Below are 18075 nucleotides of genomic sequence, written 5' to 3'. Positions count from 1 at the left end.
CTGCCGGATCGGGGAGCGCAGCTAAGCCACGGCCCATCGGGCAAGGAGACGTGAATGAAGTATATGGCGACTTATGACCTTATGGAAACCGCCCGCAACACAAATGAATGGTTGGGGGCAACCGCGCGGGCCATGGCGTCATATCCAGCCTTCGCCCTGTCCACCAATCCGATGCTGCAGCTGACCGCAGCCTGGGGTGCGGTGGCAGAACGCACCTTCAACCGCATGGTAGCCAAACCGGATTGGGGCATCCGGTCGATCGTCGGCCCCGATGGTCAGGATCATTTGGTCGATGTGAAGAAAGTGGTCGAACGGCCATTCGGCGACCTTGTGCAGTTCTTCGTCCGCCGACGTGCGCCGATGGCCCGCAAAATCCTGCTGGTTGCCCCGATGTCCGGCCACTATGCGACGCTCCTCCGCTCCACGGTGGCAAGCTTGCTGCCGGACGCTGACGTTTTTGTGACAGATTGGCATAATGCGCGTGATATTCCGGTATCGATGGGCAAGTTTGATGTCGAGGATTACACGCTCTATCTCGTCGATTTCATGCGCCATCTGGGGCCCGACACCCATGTTCTGGCTGTATGCCAGCCGGTGCCGTTGACGCTGGCCGCCACGGCCTATCTGGCAGGCGAAGACCCCGATGCCCAGCCCCGCTCGCTGACCCTGATCGGCGGGCCAGTCGATCCTGATGCCGCCGCGACCGAGGTGACAGATTTCGGTCGTCGCGTGACCATGGGCCAGTTGGAACAATGGGCCATCCAGCGCGTCGGTTTCAAATACCAGGGCGCGGGCCGTCTGGTCTATCCGGGCCTGCTGCAACTGGCATCCTTCATGTCCATGAATGCCGAGCGCCATTCCAAGGCATTCAGCGAACAGATCCTGCGCGTCGCCCGGGGTGAGGCCAGCGATCACGATGCCCATAACCGGTTCTATGACGAATATCTGGCGGTGATGGACATGACCGCCGAATTCTACCTGTCCACGGTCGAACGCGTATTCAAGAACCGCGAAATTGCCCGCAATGCCTTTGTTGTGGCAGGGACGAAGGTGGATTTCGGCAATATCACCAAGGTCGCCGTGAAGATCGTCGAAGGGGCAAATGACGATATTTCAGCGCCTGGCCAATGCCTTGCCGCGCTGGACCTGCTGACCAACCTGCCCGACAGCAAGAAGGCCAGCCATCTGGAACCGGGTGCCGGCCATTACGGCATCTTTGCCGGCAAATCCTGGCGGCTGAACATCCGCCCGCTGGTGCTGAACTTCATCGATGCCAATTCCGGCGATGATACCGCGGGTCGTGCGGCCAAGGCACCAGTCAAGCTCACCGTCGCGCAGTAAGCGCGACGGTGCCGCTACCGCAAAAGCATCGGACCGCGCAGGAACTCTTCCAGCGCGGTCGTTACCGCCTCCGGGGCCTCCAGCGGCAAGAGGTGCCCCACCCCTTCGATCATGTGCAGCGTGGCAAAAGGCATCAGCTCAGCCACGAATTCGTGCCGACGTGGCGGCACCAGCGTATCTAGCCGCCCACCCAGGATCAGTGCCGGGATCATCGCCCGCCGCAGGGTCTTTTGCTGGTCCGGGCGGCGTTGCATGGCCTTTTGCTGGCGCAAATAGACCCCTTCGCCCAGATGTTCCGCCATGTCGCGAAGCAGCGCCTCTATCCTCGCGCGGTTTGGGCCCATATCGGCAGTGGGATATTCTTCGGCTACGGCCTGAAACAGGCGCCCACTGCGCGCCGCTACCATCCGGGCCTCACGCGCGGCGGCTATGGCCGGGGCTTCCGACAGCGGATCGGTTGAGATCAACACGATGCGTGAAAACCCGTCCAGCGACCGCCGCAGCAGGTCCAGCGCCACATCACCGCCCAAGCCCACCCCTACCAGCACCGATCGTGGCGGCAGTTGCGGCAAGAGCGCTGCCGACATTTCCTCCACCGTCGCGCCCTGTGGTTGCACCACCATGACCGGGCGATGCAACGACAAGTGCAGCAGTTGATGGCGGAACAGCCGCGCATCGCAGGCCAGGCCCGGGATCAGGACAACCGGCTCTTTCATGATCTCTCTCGTTCCTCAGGTCTGCCGTTTGGCCGACAGATCGCATTTTCTGCATCTTATCGGGATGCAAGGGCCAAGGCCAGCTTCACACGGCCTGCCTGTGGATCGCGGGGCATTCCGTGCCCCGCCGTTGCAGAAAGACAACCAGTCACAGCCAGCGCGAGGTTAAGAATAGCCTGCATATCCATCTGAATGCAGAGTTTTCAAAAGACTGCACCCAAGAGCGCCCGACCATCGAATATTGAAAATCGTCAAATCTGGCCGAGGATATCCTCGATCGCCGCCGTCATCATCGCAAGGCATTGCGGGGTAGAAAACCGGTGATCGGCACCTTTCACCAGCAACAGTTGCAGGTCGGGCGCTTCAGCATGTTCCATCAGCCGCAGGGCAACAGCCGGGGGCACATCGACATCCGCTGTTCCCTGCAAGAGCCGAACAGGGAAGGGCAGCCGCAGCGGGTTGCGCAGCACCAGATGGTTGCGCCCATCCTCGATCAGCTTCTTCGTGATCACATAGGGTTCGTCGCTATATTCCGAGGGCTGCTCCAGGCGCCCAGCCATGACTGCGGCGCGTTCAGCCTCGGTAAAGCCCGCCCACATCAGATCTTCGGTGAAATCGGGGGCGGCGGCGATACCCACCAAACCGGCCACGCGCTCCGGCATGGCACGCGCCGCCAGCAGCGCCATCCACCCCCCCATGGACGAACCCACCAGCACCTGCGGCCCTTGCGTCAGGGCTGCGATCACTGCCTGGGCATCCGCCGCCCAGTCGCCGATGCAGCCGTCCAGGAAATCCCCATCCGATTGGCCATGGCCCGAATAATCGAACCGCAGAAAGGCCCGGCCCTTCGCCTCGGCCCAGTTCTGCAGATGCACGGCCTTTGTGCCCGTCATGTCGGACTTGAACCCACCAAGAAACATCACTCCCGGCCCCTGCCCCGCAGTTTGGTGATAGGCGATCCGGCGGCCTTGCGGCGTGGTCAAGAAGTCAGGCATGGCAATTCTCCGTCTTTGCGCAGGCTTTACCGTCAACCGATGCTTTGCGCCAGAACCCGGCTGATCACATTGAAGCTGCGCCCGCTTTCCGCCCGCCACCTGTCAAATGCCGCCTGAATCGCCGCGCGCGCCTTTCGCGATGTCGGCGGCCCATCGATCACACCCTCGGCCTGCAGCCGCGCCTGCACATCGGACGATAGAAGATAGCTTTCCTTCCCCATCTGCCGGAGCATGTATGGCCCGGTCATGCCGCCCAACCGGCTGCCATGACGCTGCAACCAGTCCACCAGCCCCACGAAATCCCCGGCGGGCCAATCGGCGATCTTGCGGGCAAAGCCGCCCTCGGCCTCTTCCACCTGCCGGATGAAAGCGGCGTTGTCGCGGATGGCCACGATCTTTGGCCCGCTGCGGATCACGCGACGATCAGACAGCAGCGCCTCGATTCCGTCGTCGTCGAGCATGGATACCGGCCCGATGGCAAAGCCGCCAAAGGCCTCTTCGATGCCCGGCCACTTTGCCTCGACCACTTTCCAGCTGATCCCGGCCTGAAAGATGCCGCGCGCCATCTGCGCCAGCCAGCGGTCGGCGGGAATGGCGACCAGTGCCTCGGCAGAGAGCGGATCGCTGGTCGTTGCCAAAACAGCGGCCTCACCGCCCTTGCGCTCTGCCGCAATCGCAAGAATTTCTGCAAATGATCGCATTTCAGCCCCCTTGCTCACCCATTGACCGCAGCCTAGCGCGCGGAACTGCCAAACGTATAGCCCATCTACCGCAGCCAAGGTGCCGGGCGCAGTGTGGACATGCCGTAACAGGTTGGCTGCGCACTCGCTGAAAAGCTGAAATTGCCCAGGCGAAGATTGACTTTCGCCCCCCCAAGGCGCAGAACCGCGCCCATCATAACCCGCAACCGGGCGTTCCGTGGGCGCCAAACTGACGAGGATCAAGGCCTATGGCTCAGATTTCCCTGACATTTCCCGATGGCAACAAACGCGAATTCGCAGCTGGCGTGACGCCCGCCGAAGTGGCGGCTGCCATTTCCACCAGCCTTGCCAAAAAGGCGATCTCTGCCACGGTGAATGGTGCCCATTGGGATCTGCAATGGCCCATTTCCAGCGATGCCACCATCGCCATCCACACGATGCAGGATGACGCACAGGCGCTGGAACTGATCCGCCACGATCTCGCCCATATCATGGCCCGCGCTGTGCAAGAGATCTGGCCCGATGTCAAAGTCACCATCGGCCCGGTCCGCGACCATGGCTGGTTCTATGATTTTGACCGCGCCGAGCCCTTCACGCCCGAGGACCTGGGCGCGATCGAGGCGCGGATGAAGCAGATCATCAACGCCCGCGAACCTGTCAAAACAGAGCTTTGGTCACGCGAGAGGGCCCGCGAATATTACGAAAATCGCGGTGAGCCTTTCAAAATCGAACTTCTGGACCGAATCCCGGAAGGCGAGGACATCCGCATGTATTGGCATGGGCCTTGGCAAGACCTCTGCCGTGGCCCGCACCTGCAACACACGGGACAGGTGCCGGCTGACGCGTTCAAACTGACGCATGTGGCCGGCGCCTATTGGCTGGGCGACGCCTCACGACCCATGCTGCAGCGCATCTATGGCGTGGCGTTCAGGAACCGCGACGATCTGAAGGCCCATCTGACCATGCTGGAAGAGGCCGCAAAGCGCGACCACCGCAAGCTGGGCCGCGAAATGGACCTCTTCCATCTGCAGGAAGAAGCGCCCGGCATGGTGTTCTGGCACCCCAACGGCTGGACGATCTACCGCACGCTGGAAGACTATATGCGTAAAAGGTTGCGGCAGGCCGATTACAAGGAAATCAAGACGCCGCAGGTGGTGGACCGCATCCTCTGGGAAAAATCCGGCCATTGGGAAGCTTACCGCGAGAACATGTTCATCGTCGAAGTGGACGAGGAAGGCGCCAAGGAAAAGCGCATCAATGCGCTGAAACCCATGAACTGCCCTTGCCATGTTCAGATCTACAATCAGGGCCTGAAATCCTATCGCGATCTGCCGCTGCGACTGGCCGAGTTTGGCTCTTGCCACCGCTATGAATCCTCCGGCTCCATGCACGGGCTGATGCGCGTGCGCGGCTTCACGCAGGATGACGCGCATATCTTCTGCACCGAAGAACAGATTCAGGGCGAGTGCGCGAGCTTCATCTCGCTTTTGTCTAGTGTCTACAAAGACCTGGGCTTTGACAGTTTCGACATCAAACTGTCCACGCGCCCCGAGGTCCGCATCGGCACCGATGAACAATGGGACATCGTGGAAGGTGCGCTGAAATCCGCCATCGAACATCTTGGCCTGCCCTATCAGATCAATGAAGGCGACGGCGCCTTCTATGGCCCCAAGCTGGATTTCAAACTGACCGACGCAATCGGCCGGGAATGGCAATGTGGCACCTTCCAGGTGGACGCACAGTTGCCGCAGCGCCTTGGCGCGGAATATGTCGGCGAGGATGGCATGAAACACATGCCCTATATGCTGCACCGCGCTGTTCTGGGCTCGTTTGAACGGTTCATCGGTATCCTGATCGAAAACTACGCCGGCAAATTGCCCTTCTGGCTGGCGCCGCGGCAGGTGGTTGTCGCCTCCATCGTCTCGGACGCCGATGCCTATGTGGCCGAGGTCACCGCCGCCCTGAAGCGTGCGGGCGTTCGCGCTGAAGCCGATACCCGCAATGAAAAGATCAATTACAAGGTGCGTGAACATTCGGTCGGCAAGGTTCCCGTCATCCTTGCCATTGGCATGAAAGAGGTCGAAGAGCGTACGGTTTCCGTGCGGCGTCTGGGCGAAAACCGGACGGAAAGCACAAGTCTGGAGGCGATTCTGGCCGAACTGTCCACAGCCGCCCAGATGCCCTGACAAACACCAGTGACTGGAATTGACGCGATTTCAACGCCTTGGCGGCCCATGCTGCCAAGGCGAAATTTATTGCTTTTTGGTTGATCCGTGGCATCATCGCCCCGTGACGACAGACTTTCGACCGCCTCCTGCCAGTTCTGGCAGCCGGACAAGTGGAAGACCTGGCTGCACGGCCCGCGGCAATCTCGCCCCGGGATGGCTGACAAAGGAGAGACGGAATGCCGACCGGCACCGTGAAATGGTTCAACGCCACCAAGGGTTACGGCTTCATTGCGCCCGATGATGGCGGCAAGGACGTGTTTGTCCATATTTCTGCCGTGGAACGTGCGGGCCTAAAGGGCCTGAACGACAATCAGAAGATCGGTTACGAACTGCAATCTGGCCGCGACGGGCGTGCCTCCGCCTCGGATTTGAAACTTCTGTAAGAGACCCGGTCGGTCTTGTCCTCAGGCGGCCCCCCCTGCGGGGCCGTTTGTCATTTCAGCAGCGCAGCCTGAACGGAATCGTCCCATCCCAGATACCAGCCGGTTTCGGTTTCGATCACCGGGCGTTTCATTACCGTGGGCTGGGCGGCGATCTGCGCTTCGGGTTCCGATGCCTTCAGAAAATCGTTGAAACCGCGATAGGTGGTCGAGGATTTGTTGATCACCCGGTCGCCGAATTCGGTCACGATCCGGGCGATTTCTGCCTCGGACAGCGGGTCCTTGCGCAGATCACGGAAGCTGACATTCTTCCCCGCCGCAGCGAGCGCCTTCAGGGCTTTCTTGCAGGTGTCGCAGGTGGGAATGCCGTACAGGATCATCAAAACCTCGCAGAACAAAAGATCAGCTTTTCGCGCCAATCCATTGATAGACATTGATTTCTGGAAGTGGCAGCCCGTAGGGGAGTCGAACCCCTCTTCCCAGGTTGAAAACCTGGTGTCCTAACCGATAGACGAACGGGCCACTGTCGGTAGGCGGCTATCTACCGCCCGCGCCATGGGCGCGCAAGAGGAAAAATGCAGATTTTTCATCATGCCCGCGCAGCATCTTCCAGCCGCAACTGTACCTTGGTCCGGCCGCCATAGCTGTTCACCTCCAGCTTGCCGGCCAGGTGAAACCGTTGATGCCCGGCCTGTTCCAGCGCAGGCCCCAAGGGCCCGTCGAAGGCCCCGAACGCCACGGCTTCCAGCTTGGCACCCATGCCATCGCCGAAGGACAGCCGCAGGTGATTTTCACCGATCCGCCGCGCCTGCACTGCGCAATCGGCAAAGGCAAAGCGCGGGGCCGGGGCCGCCGCGCCATAGGGCCCCGCCTCCTCCAGCTGTTCGACCAAGGCCAGGGTCGCCGCGCCCGGCGACAAAAGCCCGGTCACCGCCAGATCGGCAGGCCCGCCTGCGCCTGCGCCCTGCCGCGCCAGCAATTCGGCCAGGCGCTCCATGGCTTCGGGCAGTTTCGCCTCATCCACCGTCAGGCCCGCCGCCATCTTGTGCCCGCCCCCCTTGATGAGCAGCCCTTCTGCCGCCACCCGCTGCACCGCAGCCCCCAGATCGACCCCGGAGACCGACCGCGCCGAGCCTTTGCCGATCCCGCCTTCCAGCCCGATGACCACGGCGGGGCGGTTGGTCGCCTCTTTCAACCGCGCGGCCACGATGCCCACAACACCCGGGTGCCAGCCTTCACCCGCCGCCCAGACAAGGGGACCATCCAGACCCCGCGCCTCGGCCTGCGCCAGGGCGGCGGCGCGCACCGCCGCCTCGATATCGCGGCGCTCGGTGTTCAGCATGTCCAGCCGTTCGGCCAGTGCCGCTGCCTCGGCCGGGTCTGCCGTGGCCAGAAGCCGGGCGCCCAGATCGGCCTGACCGATCCGCCCCCCTGCATTGACCCGCGGACCAAGCAGGAAGCCAAGCGCATAGGGCGTGGGGGCCTGATCCATCCGCGCCACATCGGCCAGCGCGCGCAATCCGGCCCGGTCGCGCCGCGCCATGACCTTGAGCCCCTGACGCACAAAGGCGCGATTGACGCCGACCAGAGGTGCCACATCCGCAACCGTGGCCAGCGCCACCAGATCAAGCAGCGCCATCAGGTCCGGCCCCTGCGTGCCCTTGGCCTTCATCCGCCGATTGGCCTCGACCAGCATGAGGAACACCACCCCAGCCGCGCAAAGATGTGCCAAAGCACCGTCTTCATCCTGCCGGTTGGGGTTTACCACTGCCAGCGCAGGGGGCAGCGTTTCGCCGCCCAGATGATGATCCAGCACAAGCACATCGGCGGCCTTGGCCGCTGCAATGGGCTCATGGCTCAGCGTGCCGCAATCCACACAGATGATCAAGTCATGCGCTGCGGCCAGGGCCTGCATGGCTGGCACATTCGGCCCATAACCTTCATCGATCCGGTCAGGGATATAAAGCGTGGCCTCGCGCCCCACTGCGCGCAGCCATGTCAGAAGCAGCGCCGCCGACGCGCCGCCATCGACATCGTAATCCGCAAAGACTGCAATCCGTTCACGCCCTGCCACGGCGCGCAGAAACCGGTCCGCCGCAGGCCCCATATCGCGCAAGACCATGGGGTCGGGCAACAAATCGCGCAGCGCGGGGGCCAGATAGCCGGGCGCCTCTTGCGCAGTGACCCCGCGCGCCACCAGCACCTGACACAGCGCCAGAGGCAAGCGCGTATCCTGCATCATGGCTTCGGCCCGGCGGGCGGGTTCGGCCCCCGGTCCCACCCATCGCCGCCCGGTCAGCGACGCCTCGACATTCAGAAATGCGCGTTCCATGTTGTCCCTCCTGCCCCGCAGCGCGGCCCCATGCAAGCCCCCACTGCGTGCGGGACCGATCAACACGGCTGCGCCTCGCGACGGGCCACATGGAATTGGGGGCGCAAAGGCCCCCTGCCCTTACCAATGGCCGGTATTGCCCATCGACAACCAGGGTTCAGCGGGAGCAAGCGCCGCGCCCTTTTGCAGCAATTCGATCGACACATTGTCGGGGCTGCGCACAAAGGCCATGCGCCCGTCACGCGGGGGGCGGTTGATCACCACGCCATTGGCCTGCAGATACGCGCAAGTCGCATAGATATCATCCACCTCATAGGCCAGATGGCCGAAATGGCGGCTGTCGCTGGGCAGGCCGTCATCGCCATCCCAGTTCCAGGTCAGTTCCACCGGGCAATCCGGCTGGCCGGGTGGGGCCATGAACACCAGCGAAAAACGCCCCTGTTCATTGTCATAGCGCCGGGTCTCTTCCAGCCCCAGCAAACGGTAAAAGGCCATCGAGGCCTCAAGATCCAGCACGCGGACCATGGTATGAAGATAGCGCAGGCCCATGCGGCCCCCCTTTTCAGACTGCGTTTCAGAAAGCCGAGCGGAAGCCCAGTTGCACACCCATGTTGCGCTGGTCGAACAGCCCGACGTCAGACTTGTTCCGTTCGGCGCTGATTTCAAGCCGGGGCGAGAACCCCATGTACTGAACCTTCTGGAATTCCACCGCAACATCCAGCGACAGACGTCGATCCTGCCGGCCATCGACAGGGTCATAGGGCGAATCCGGGTAGTCGCGCCATTCGAACCCCAGGCCTGCCTCGAACCCCAGCCCAGCCACCGGCTTGGCCTTGGTCCAGTCCAGCCGTGCGGTCATGGCGGAATTGCGCAAACCCGGGCTTTCGGTGGATGTGTCACGCCAGCCAAGCGTCAGGTTCACGCGATCGCTGTTGTGCAGCCGATGCTGCAAGCCGAGGCTGACCCCGGTCAGCGTTGCGTTGCGGGCAGAACTGTCAAGCCGCATCTGACGTTCCGCCTGGCCTGACACCGTGAATGCCGTCCGATCCGAAATCGGACGCTCCACTTGACCTGTCAGCCGCAAGGTATCTGACAGGTTCCCACCACCTGACCAATCATGCCCCGCCCAAAGCCCGTAGGAAAACACGGAGCGCGCGCCCTCGGCCCGGTATTTCTGGGTGATGCCAAGGCTGATCCCGGCCCGGTCATAATCTGACCCGCGCGCCGCGGGGGCCAGGGCCTTGGCTTCCGATGACAGAAAGACATCGGTACGATCAGCCCGCAGATGCAAGGCGGTCATCCGAGTGGCAGAGGGTTTCAACCGCCAAGTCAGATGCGCTGCAAGCTGCGCTTCATAACCAGAAAGGGCTTTCTGCGAGTCATCAATTTCGATTTCCGGGGGCAGCCACGGAATCCCCGGGTTGCGGAAGCTTGATGCATTGGAGCCACTGTTGACATTGTTCGACGGCGTGACCGAGGCCGACATCGAAAACAACATCGGATTGCGCGACCGGAAGGTATCGTAATCCCGAGCAACCGCCTTGCGCGATGCCTCGTCGGGGGCCGTCTGCGCGGCCCGGCGCAGCCAAAGCTGCCCATGGGTCAGGAACCCGTCGCGTGCCAGGGCATGCGCCAGAAAATAGGCCGCACCAAAGCGTTCTTCTGCTGAAGCTGGCAGGCGATAGGCCGTGCGGGCGGCGCGCCGGGCAGAGCCGCGACGCCCCTGATCCTGCAAGGCCTGCGCCCGCAGCATATGCGCCGCAAAGTCACCCCGGTCGCGCTGGATCAGCGCATCGGCCACCCGAAGCGCCCCCGCCGCATCCCCCGCATCCAGCAGGGTGGAGGCCAGCTGCCGCGCCTCGGCCGGACTGAGATCTGCCCGATCCTGCGCAACCCCGGCCCCGGCGGCCAACGCCAGGATCAGCGCAGCAGCCCAGGCGACCTGCCACATCGGTCTTACTCCGTGGCCTCTTCCCCGCGATCGAGAATGAACCCGCCCGTCTCACGCACGGTCACATTGTCAGCGCGCGGATCATCGGCCTCGACAACAACGACCCCGACGACGTTCTCTGCGTTTTCGCCCCCGACCAACGCGTAATAGCGCCCGGTTTCGTAGGTTTCCAACGCACCATCGCCGTTGCGATAGGTACTGAAAACCTCACCGGTGATTTCGCCATTGTCGTTCATTACGCCAGGGCCGACACGGAAACGGATTTCCGGCAGGCGCGTCTGGTTACGTTCGGACGTTTCCGTCAGCGCCGTGATGACGTCATTGGTGATATCATTCCCGTTCACATCGAAAATGGCCCGGTTGCGGATCACACCCTTCACACCATTCCCATCGTTGAAATCATCAAAGTCGATGTCCAGCGTCATGTCGCCCGTGGCATATTCCAGCCCGTCATCGTTCTTGAAATCGCGGATGCCCGCATATTTCCCGGTATAGGTGGCCTGACCGCGGAACTCGCCAGTATCCTCGCCCGTCGCCGGAAGGGTCACACCGCCATCGCGCTGATAGATGAACCCGCCGAATCCGTAATCCACATAGCCACCGGTCCGCACGATGGCGAATTTCATCGTCCCATCCGGGCTGACGCCGTAAAGCGCACGGTGCGGGGTAATCTGGGTGACCGGATCGCCCGAGAAATCATCGGGAACCGTGGGCTTGCCCTCATAGACTGCGACCGAGCCAAGGCTGCCGACACGCTTGCCGCGTTTGTAGACGTTATCGCCGTCAAAGGCCAAACCATCGATCATCAAACGATCATTCTTCGACCGATAGGTGACGCCGGTTACATAGCCATTGCCCTCGTCGGTCTTGGCCTCATACCGCACAATCCCCGCCCCGGCGGTCGGGCTTGTGGTGCCGGGCGGAAGCTCTCCATCAATGCCGGTGCCGCCGTCGGTCCCTCCATCGGTGCCGCCGTCCGTACCGCCATCGGTGCCGTCGTCCACCCAAGGGCTTCCGCCACAGGCCGTCAGCAGCAGCAGGGCTGCAATCGTCAATCTGAGATTCATCGGAAAGCTCGCTCGATTTTTCGTTTTGCGGCAAGTTTTCGCCCGAAACCCCCACAAGTCAACGCAATGTTTGAACTTTTCTGCCATTGCGTGACCTTCCTGCCGCGATCAAGCAATGCCTGTCCTTCATCTCGCCTAGCCAGCCCCGCCTGCCGCAAGATATAGTCGTCACGATTCTGACGAGGATAAAGCCATGCCCCTGACCGCCGACCAGCTAGCCGAGATCGAAGCCCAGAGGGCGACACCGCGCCCCACATTGCGGGCGGTTTCCGAAGGGGCAGAGTCGCACCTGTATCTGGCGCATGAAGTGCTGGACCACGGCTTCATCCGGGTGATCGACTATATGGGCAACGATGCCGCCATCGTGCAGGCGGCGCGAGTCAGCTATGGCGCGGGCACCAGACAGGTGAACGATGACAGCGGCCTGATCCGCTATCTGATGCGGCACTGGCATTCGACCCCGTTTGAAATGTGCGAGATCAAGCTGCATGTGAAGCTGCCGATCTTCGTGGCGCGGCAGTGGATCCGCCACCGCACGGCCAACGTGAACGAATACTCTGCCCGCTATTCGATCATGGACCGCGAATTCTACATTCCGCAGCCCGAACATCTGGCGGCACAAAGCACGGTGAACAACCAGGGTCGCGGCGCGGTGCTGGAGGGGGCCGAGGCCGCGCGAGTGCTCGAGATCCTTAAATCCGACGCTGCCCGCAGCTATGATCATTACGAAGAAATGCTGAGCCAGGATGGCCAGCAAGGCCTTGCCCGCGAACTCGCCCGGATGAACCTGCCCGCCAACATCTATACCCAATGGTATTGGAAGGTGGACCTGCACAACCTGTTCCACTTCCTGCGCCTGCGCGCCGATGCCCATGCCCAGTACGAAATCCGCGTCTATGCCGAGGCGATTGCCAAGGTGGTCGCCGATTGGGTGCCCGTGGCCTATGCCGCGTTTGAAGATTATCGGATGGGTGGCGTCACCCTTTCGGCCAAAGCCATCGCCGTACTGAAACGCCGGCTTGCGGGCGAAACCGTCAGCCAGGAAGACAGCGGAATGAGCAAGGGCGAATGGCGCGAGTTTATGGCCGTCTGGGGCTGATCGCGCCGGGCAAGACCAGTTGGCCCTGTTGGGGCCAACTGTCTGCATCTTGTGACAGATAGATCTTCAATGCGCTGCGGCGCAACTTGCAGCCCAGTCAGCCAAGCTTGGCGCAGGCCGCCGTGATGCGGGCCAGTGCTTCGGTCAGTTCAGCCATCGAACTGGCATAGGAGATGCGGAAATAGGGCGACAGGCCAAAGGCCGCGCCGGGCACCGTGGCGACATGCGCTGTTTCCAGCAGCCAGGCACAGAAATCGCGGTCCGTGCTAATCACCTGGCCTTCCGGCGTGCGCCGCCCCAACAGCCCAATGCAATTGGCGAAGGTGTAAAACGCCCCCTCCGGCATCCGACAGGTGATCCCGTCGATGGCATTCAAGGCCGTCACCACCAGATCGCGGCGGGCGCGGAAACTGTCGCGACGTTCGGCAAGAAACTCTTGCGGCCCGTCCAGCGCGGCCACCGCCGCCGCCTGCGAAATCGAACATGGGCAAGAGGTTGACTGGCTTTGCACCACGGCCATTGCCTTGATCAATGCCTCTGGCCCCGCGGCATAGCCGATGCGCCAACCAGTCATCGCATAGGCTTTTGACACGCCATTCACCGTCAAGGTGCGCCCGGCCAGGCGCGGCTCCAACGCAGCCGGGGTGGTGAAGGCAAAATCGCCATAGACGATATGTTCATACATATCATCAACCATCAGCCAGACATGGGGCGCCGCCAGCAGCACCTCGATCAGGGGCAGATAATCCTCTGCCCGATAGGCCGCGCCTGAGGGATTTGATGGCGAGTTCAGCATCACCCAGCGGGTTTTCGGCGTAATCGCCGCCCGCAATTGCGCAGCCGTCAGCCGAAAGCCCGAGGTATCATCGCAGGGCACCAGCACCGGCACCCCGCCCGCCATGACCACAATATCGGAATAGGTGGTCCAATAGGGCGTGGGGATGATCACTTCATCCCCCGCGTTCAACGTGGCCATCATCGCGTTGAAGATGATCTGCTTGGCCCCGGCGGAGACCGTCACATGCGCCGGAGTGACCACCAGCCCGTTTTCCCGGGCGAACTTGCGCACAATCGCAGCTTTCAGTTCGGGCGTGCCATCCAGCGCGGTATATTTGGTCAACCCGGTCTGCATCGCCTCCGATGCGGCCTGTTTTACATGGTCCGGCGTGTCGAAATCGGGCTCCCCTGCCCCAAGAATGATCACCGGATGGCCTTCGCGCTTCATCGCCTGCGCCCGCGCCCCGATCTGCAGGATTTCGGAAACACCAATGGCGGCAATACGGTCGGCTTTGATCAGATCGGTCATCAGAAACGGGCCTCGACAAGGTGAAGGGCAGCCGCGCCAAGGCTGTAATAGGCCTCGCGCAAGGAAGGGAAGCTGGGCAGGCTGATCGTCGTGACCGGAAGCGGCATGTCCGCAAGACCGATCTCGCCCAGCACATGCCGGGCCAGCAGCTGCCCAAAGACAGTGCCGGGTGAAATGCCACGGCCATTATAGCCTGATACGCCAAGTGCTTGTGGGCCAAAGCTGTGCAGCCGAGGCAGGTTGTCTGCCGTCATGCCGATGCGGCCATACCACCCGGTTTCGAACTCCACCCCCTTCAGCGAAGGGAACAGCCGGGTCATTGCCCGCATGGCCCAATTGCGGTGAACGCCAGCTGCAGCATCCAGCGCCCCCACACTGCCAAAGACCAGCCGCCCTGCCTGATCCATACGGAACGAAGACAAGACTTCGCGCGTATCCCAGCACCCATGGTTCTGCGGCAGGATTGCGCCCCGTTCGGCGGCGGTCAGCGGGCGGGTGGCGAAGTTGAAATAGGGCAGCCCCACCTGTTCGGCCGCGATGTCGGTCTGCACATGGCGCGCATAGGCATCGGTGGCAAGGATCACCCAACCTGCCCGCACCTCGCCCTGCGGCGTGGTGATCTGCCAACCATCGCCGTGACGGGTCAGCGCCGTCGCGGGGGATGACCCGTGCAGCCTGCCCCCCGCACGCACGACCGCATGGGCCAGACCGCGCGCATAGGCCAGCGGCTGCACAGTGCCCGCCCGCCGATCCTGCAGCGCCCCGGCATAGGCGCGCGTCCCGATCAGCGCCGCAGCCTCACTGTCAGTCAACAGATCGACAGGCGCGCCGCGCCGCGACCATTGGGCGTGGCGTTCGCGCAATTCGGCCAGCCCCTTTGCGCCCACGGCACAATGCAGGGTGCCGACCGGATTGGCCTCGCAGGCGATCCCTTCACGGGCGATGGTCTCGAAGACAAGCTGTGGCCCATTGCCCAGCGCCTCGATCAGCCGTGCGCCATAGGGCTGCGGCAGGGTCTGTTCCACGATGTCGGGCTGCACCCACATGCCCGCATTCACCAGCCCGACATTGCGCCCCGCCCCGCCGAAGCCGGGCTCTGCCGCATCGATCAGCGTCACCGATCGCCCCGCGCGTGCCAGATGAAGTGCCGCGGATAGCCCGGTATAGCCCGCCCCGATGATGGCCACATCGGCCTGGGCCGCCCCTGCCAATGGTGGCATGTCGGGCCCGGCTGGCGCCGTCTGCGCCCAAAGGCCATGGGTCAGTGGATCAGATAGGGTATGCGAATTCTTCATGGGTTTGGCAGCCAGCACAGGAGCGTGCTTTCATCTATCTGCCAAAAAGTGCAGAATGCCAGCAATGGATTGGAACTATCCCATTCCATTTGGGAATGATCATGCAGACACCGCGCCGTTTTCTTCCGCCCACCGCGCAGCTTGCCGCCTTTGAGGCGGTCGCGCGGACCCTGTCGATGACCGAGGCCGCACGCGAACTGGCGCTGACCCAAAGCGCCGTTTCGCGCCAGATTCGCGCTTTGGAAGATCAGCTTGGCGCACAGCTGTTTACCCGCGATCATCCTGCCCTGCGGCTGACAGCGGGTGGTGAGGCCTATGCGCGGGAAATCCGCGACGCGCTGCGCCGGATCGGTCAGGCGACACTGGCGTTGCGGGCCAATCCGGACGGTGGAACGCTGACGCTGGCAATCCTGCCCACCTTCGGCACCCGATGGCTTGCCCCGCGTCTGCCGCGCTTTCTGTCGGCGCATACCGGTGTACAGCTCAATCTGGTGACCCGGTTGAACCGGTTTGATTTCGCAGCCGAGACGGTGGATGCCGCCATCCATTTCGGACACGCGGATTGGCCCGGCACGGATCAGGCCTTTTTGCGGGATGAAACTGTCGTCCCTGTTGCTGCGCCCGAACTGGTGGCCCGGCTGCAGATCGGCAGCCCCGAAGCCCTGCCTGCAGCACCGCTCTTGCATCTGGCATCGCGCCCGGATGCCTGGGAAACATGGTTGACGACCTATGGCGTAGCCTACAGCGCCGTGCGCGGCATGCTGTTCGACCAGTTCGCCACCCTTGCACAGGCGGCAATTTCAGGTCTTGGCATCGCGTTATTGCCCCGGTTTCTGTTCCACGATGAACTGGCGCAAGGGCGGCTGTGCGTGGTGCTGGATCGCCCCATGACCAGCCGCGGAAGCTATTGGCTGTGCTGGCCACCCGATCGGGCAAGCTATCCGCCTTTGGTCGCCTTTCGGGGTTGGCTGCAAACCGCCATAGCCGATGATCCGCGTGCTGATCTGTAAGGGCAGGCTGTCGGTCAAAGGCCTGCGGCACGCTGACCGGGTTGCTCCGGTTCGGGCTCCAGATGCACGCGCACGCAACCGCGACCCGCACGCTTGGCCGAATACAGCGCCTGATCGGCATCGTTCAGCATGGTATCTGCGTGGCGCAGGGCATATTGCGATGCAAGCGCAATTCCGGCCGAGGCCCCGATGCGGCAGACCTGATCTTCATAGGGGATGGGCTGCAGCAGGCGACGGATGATCCGTTCGACAATCTGGCGGCTGCGCTTTGCATCATCCAGCCCATGCAGGATGATCACGAATTCATCGCCGCCGACACGCGCCACGGTATCCTGCCCCCGGGTTTCCTCGACCAGCACCCGGGCCACTTCGCGCAGAACATGGTCCCCGGCGGCATGGCCCAGCGTATCGTTCACGGCCTTGAAGAAATCGAGATCCAGATGCACCAGCGCGAAGGGATGGCTGCTGGCCGCCGCACTGCGCAGGGCCAGATCAAATGCCCGGCGGTTGCGCAACCCTGTCAGCGTATCGGTCAGTGCCTGTTCTTCTGCCTGGGATCGCGCACCTTCCAGCCGCAGGTTGAGACCGCGCAATTCCTCCATCACGGCCGATTTCGCCTCGACCAGATACAGCAGCTCGACCGCCAGTTCCGTCGGCGCGAAATCTGCATCGGTCAGGGCGTGATCACGCACGGCATCGATGATGCCGATGCCGAAAGACAGGTTCAGCAACATCCCCAGACCATCGGATTGCGGCACCGCAAGCCCGCGGAACCCCGGCCCCGGCAGATCGCGGGCCACAAGGTAGATCCGCTGCCCCGCCCGGGCTGCCAACCCTGCGGGATCAGAAATGCCGGATGGGCGGCGCACATCGAACAGGGCAAACATGTCCTGCCCGATCAGGGATTTGTCTCCAAACAGCTTTTGCAGCGTTGCCCCCGCCGTGGTGATCTGCCCGACCGGATCAATGGCCAGATGCATCGGCATCAGCTTGCCCAGGACGTCGGGCTGCAGGCAGATCGTCAGCGGCTGTTTCATAGGCCCCCTCCCTGCACGGCCAGATCGAACCGCCGCCCTTCGGAAAATCCGGTCTGGGCCAGGGTGATCGCAATCACTTCATCCCCCTGTTCGTCGGTGCCCTGATGATCGACCAGCCCCAAAACGCCGTAATCATCGGCCATCGCACGCAACATGCCCACGATGACATGACCGGCACCGGCAATCTCGGATCGGCAGCTCAGACTGAATTCTGTGCCGGAATGATCGGTCAGCGCCAGATTGGGCAGATCGATATCCGGCACGGCAAGCCGCGCCCGATCCGGCATATCGTCCAGCGAATGCAGAAAATCTTCGTAAGTCACACCACCGAAACGCAAAAGGCGCCTCAGCGCCTGCAGGTTCGGATGCGAGACGAGATAGATACCCAGATCTTCCAGCACCGTATCGCGCGGGCGGCGCAGCAGGGTGGAGGCCGCATCGATCACAGCGTCGGTCAGGGATGGGTCATAAGTGAGCATCGGTTCGAAGGAATCAAACCGCAATCCAGCCTCACGCGCGACAGCAGACCAGATGGCCCCGCCATAGGTATCGCGCACGAAGCACTGGATAGCCCGGTTTATCAACCCATGCATCGGAACCCCCTGATTCCGGGCAAG

The 18075-nt window shown here is 62.6% G+C and carries 17 protein-coding genes and 1 tRNA gene; 5 read left to right on the top strand and 13 right to left on the bottom strand.

What is annotated here, in order from left to right:
* The first annotated feature begins 54 nt into the window (after positions 1-54).
* Positions 55-1341 (top strand): polyhydroxyalkanoate depolymerase, encoded by a 1287-nt coding sequence (phaZ, locus tag V6590_RS12835; protein WP_335423695.1) that lies wholly within the window; start codon positions 55-57, stop codon positions 1339-1341.
* A 14-nt stretch (positions 1342-1355) separates the two neighbouring features.
* On the opposite strand, the gene V6590_RS12830 is transcribed toward phaZ, so the two are convergent.
* The 3 genes from V6590_RS12830 to V6590_RS12820 form a co-directional block, all read right to left on the bottom strand.
* The gene (locus V6590_RS12830) at positions 1356-2057 is read right to left on the bottom strand and encodes an alpha/beta fold hydrolase (RefSeq protein WP_335423693.1); all 702 of its coding nucleotides are present in this window, start codon (positions 2055-2057) and stop codon (positions 1356-1358) included.
* Between the two features lie 251 nt (positions 2058-2308).
* Entirely contained in the window at positions 2309-3058 is a 750-nt protein-coding gene (locus V6590_RS12825; protein ID WP_335423801.1) for an alpha/beta fold hydrolase, read from the bottom strand.
* Between the two features lie 26 nt (positions 3059-3084).
* Complete coding sequence (locus V6590_RS12820; RefSeq protein ID WP_335423692.1) at positions 3085-3753, bottom strand: DNA-3-methyladenine glycosylase I; 669 nt, start codon at positions 3751-3753, stop codon at positions 3085-3087.
* A gap of 248 nt (positions 3754-4001) precedes the next feature.
* On the opposite strand from V6590_RS12820, the gene thrS reads away from it, so the two are divergent.
* Entirely contained in the window at positions 4002-5939 is a 1938-nt protein-coding gene (gene thrS / locus V6590_RS12815) for a threonine--tRNA ligase (protein WP_335423690.1), read from the top strand.
* Between the two features lie 218 nt (positions 5940-6157).
* On the top strand, positions 6158-6364 hold the full coding sequence (locus V6590_RS12810; RefSeq protein WP_189634377.1) for a cold-shock protein: 207 nt from the start codon (positions 6158-6160) through the stop codon (positions 6362-6364).
* Between the two features lie 50 nt (positions 6365-6414).
* On the opposite strand, the gene V6590_RS12805 is transcribed toward V6590_RS12810, so the two are convergent.
* The 6 genes from V6590_RS12805 to V6590_RS12780 form a co-directional block, all read right to left on the bottom strand.
* The gene (locus V6590_RS12805) at positions 6415-6741 is read right to left on the bottom strand and encodes an arsenate reductase family protein (RefSeq protein WP_335423685.1); all 327 of its coding nucleotides are present in this window, start codon (positions 6739-6741) and stop codon (positions 6415-6417) included.
* 67 nt (positions 6742-6808) lie between these two features.
* Positions 6809-6883, bottom strand: a tRNA-Glu gene (locus V6590_RS12800).
* A gap of 67 nt (positions 6884-6950) precedes the next feature.
* Positions 6951-8693: a single-stranded-DNA-specific exonuclease RecJ gene (gene recJ / locus V6590_RS12795; RefSeq protein ID WP_335423683.1), complete on the bottom strand. Its 1743-nt coding sequence runs from the start codon at positions 8691-8693 to the stop codon at positions 6951-6953.
* Between the two features lie 120 nt (positions 8694-8813).
* Positions 8814-9242 (bottom strand): VOC family protein, encoded by a 429-nt coding sequence (locus V6590_RS12790; RefSeq protein WP_335423680.1) that lies wholly within the window; start codon positions 9240-9242, stop codon positions 8814-8816.
* 25 nt (positions 9243-9267) lie between these two features.
* Entirely contained in the window at positions 9268-10644 is a 1377-nt protein-coding gene (locus V6590_RS12785; protein ID WP_335423678.1) for a tetratricopeptide repeat protein, read from the bottom strand.
* A 5-nt stretch (positions 10645-10649) separates the two neighbouring features.
* Positions 10650-11711: a hypothetical protein gene (locus tag V6590_RS12780; RefSeq protein WP_335423676.1), complete on the bottom strand. Its 1062-nt coding sequence runs from the start codon at positions 11709-11711 to the stop codon at positions 10650-10652.
* 193 nt (positions 11712-11904) lie between these two features.
* Between V6590_RS12780 and thyX the strand changes: the two genes are divergently transcribed.
* Positions 11905-12810 (top strand): FAD-dependent thymidylate synthase, encoded by a 906-nt coding sequence (gene thyX, locus V6590_RS12775; protein WP_335423674.1) that lies wholly within the window; start codon positions 11905-11907, stop codon positions 12808-12810.
* A 97-nt stretch (positions 12811-12907) separates the two neighbouring features.
* Here thyX and V6590_RS12770 read toward each other — a convergent pair whose 3' ends face one another.
* Together V6590_RS12770 and V6590_RS12765 are read right to left on the bottom strand one after the other, a co-directional pair.
* Entirely contained in the window at positions 12908-14116 is a 1209-nt protein-coding gene (locus V6590_RS12770) for a pyridoxal phosphate-dependent aminotransferase (protein ID WP_335423672.1), read from the bottom strand.
* Positions 14116-15411, bottom strand: a complete 1296-nt coding sequence (locus tag V6590_RS12765) for an NAD(P)/FAD-dependent oxidoreductase (RefSeq protein ID WP_335423670.1) — start codon at positions 15409-15411, stop codon at positions 14116-14118. Before V6590_RS12765 ends, V6590_RS12770 begins: the two co-directional genes overlap by 1 nt.
* A 101-nt stretch (positions 15412-15512) precedes the next feature.
* On the opposite strand from V6590_RS12765, the gene V6590_RS12760 reads away from it, so the two are divergent.
* Positions 15513-16421 carry a LysR family transcriptional regulator gene (locus V6590_RS12760; RefSeq protein ID WP_335423668.1) on the top strand — a complete coding sequence of 303 codons (909 nt, stop codon included), beginning with the start codon at positions 15513-15515 and terminating at the stop codon, positions 16419-16421.
* Positions 16422-16435: 14 nt separating this feature from the next.
* Here the strand turns inward: V6590_RS12760 and V6590_RS12755 are convergent, their stop codons facing one another.
* Together V6590_RS12755 and V6590_RS12750 are read right to left on the bottom strand one after the other, a co-directional pair.
* The gene (locus V6590_RS12755; RefSeq protein ID WP_335423666.1) at positions 16436-17458 is read right to left on the bottom strand and encodes a diguanylate cyclase domain-containing protein; all 1023 of its coding nucleotides are present in this window, start codon (positions 17456-17458) and stop codon (positions 16436-16438) included.
* A complete protein-coding gene (locus tag V6590_RS12750) occupies positions 17455-18051 on the bottom strand; it encodes a heme NO-binding domain-containing protein (protein ID WP_335423664.1) in 597 nt (198 codons plus the stop codon). Before V6590_RS12750 ends, V6590_RS12755 begins: the two co-directional genes overlap by 4 nt.
* Between the last annotated feature and the right edge of the window lie 24 nt (positions 18052-18075).

The organism is Gemmobacter denitrificans (assembly GCF_036964905.1).
Classification (GTDB): domain Bacteria; phylum Pseudomonadota; class Alphaproteobacteria; order Rhodobacterales; family Rhodobacteraceae; genus Gemmobacter; species Gemmobacter denitrificans.
This window is presented reverse-complemented; position numbering and strand designations above follow the sequence as displayed.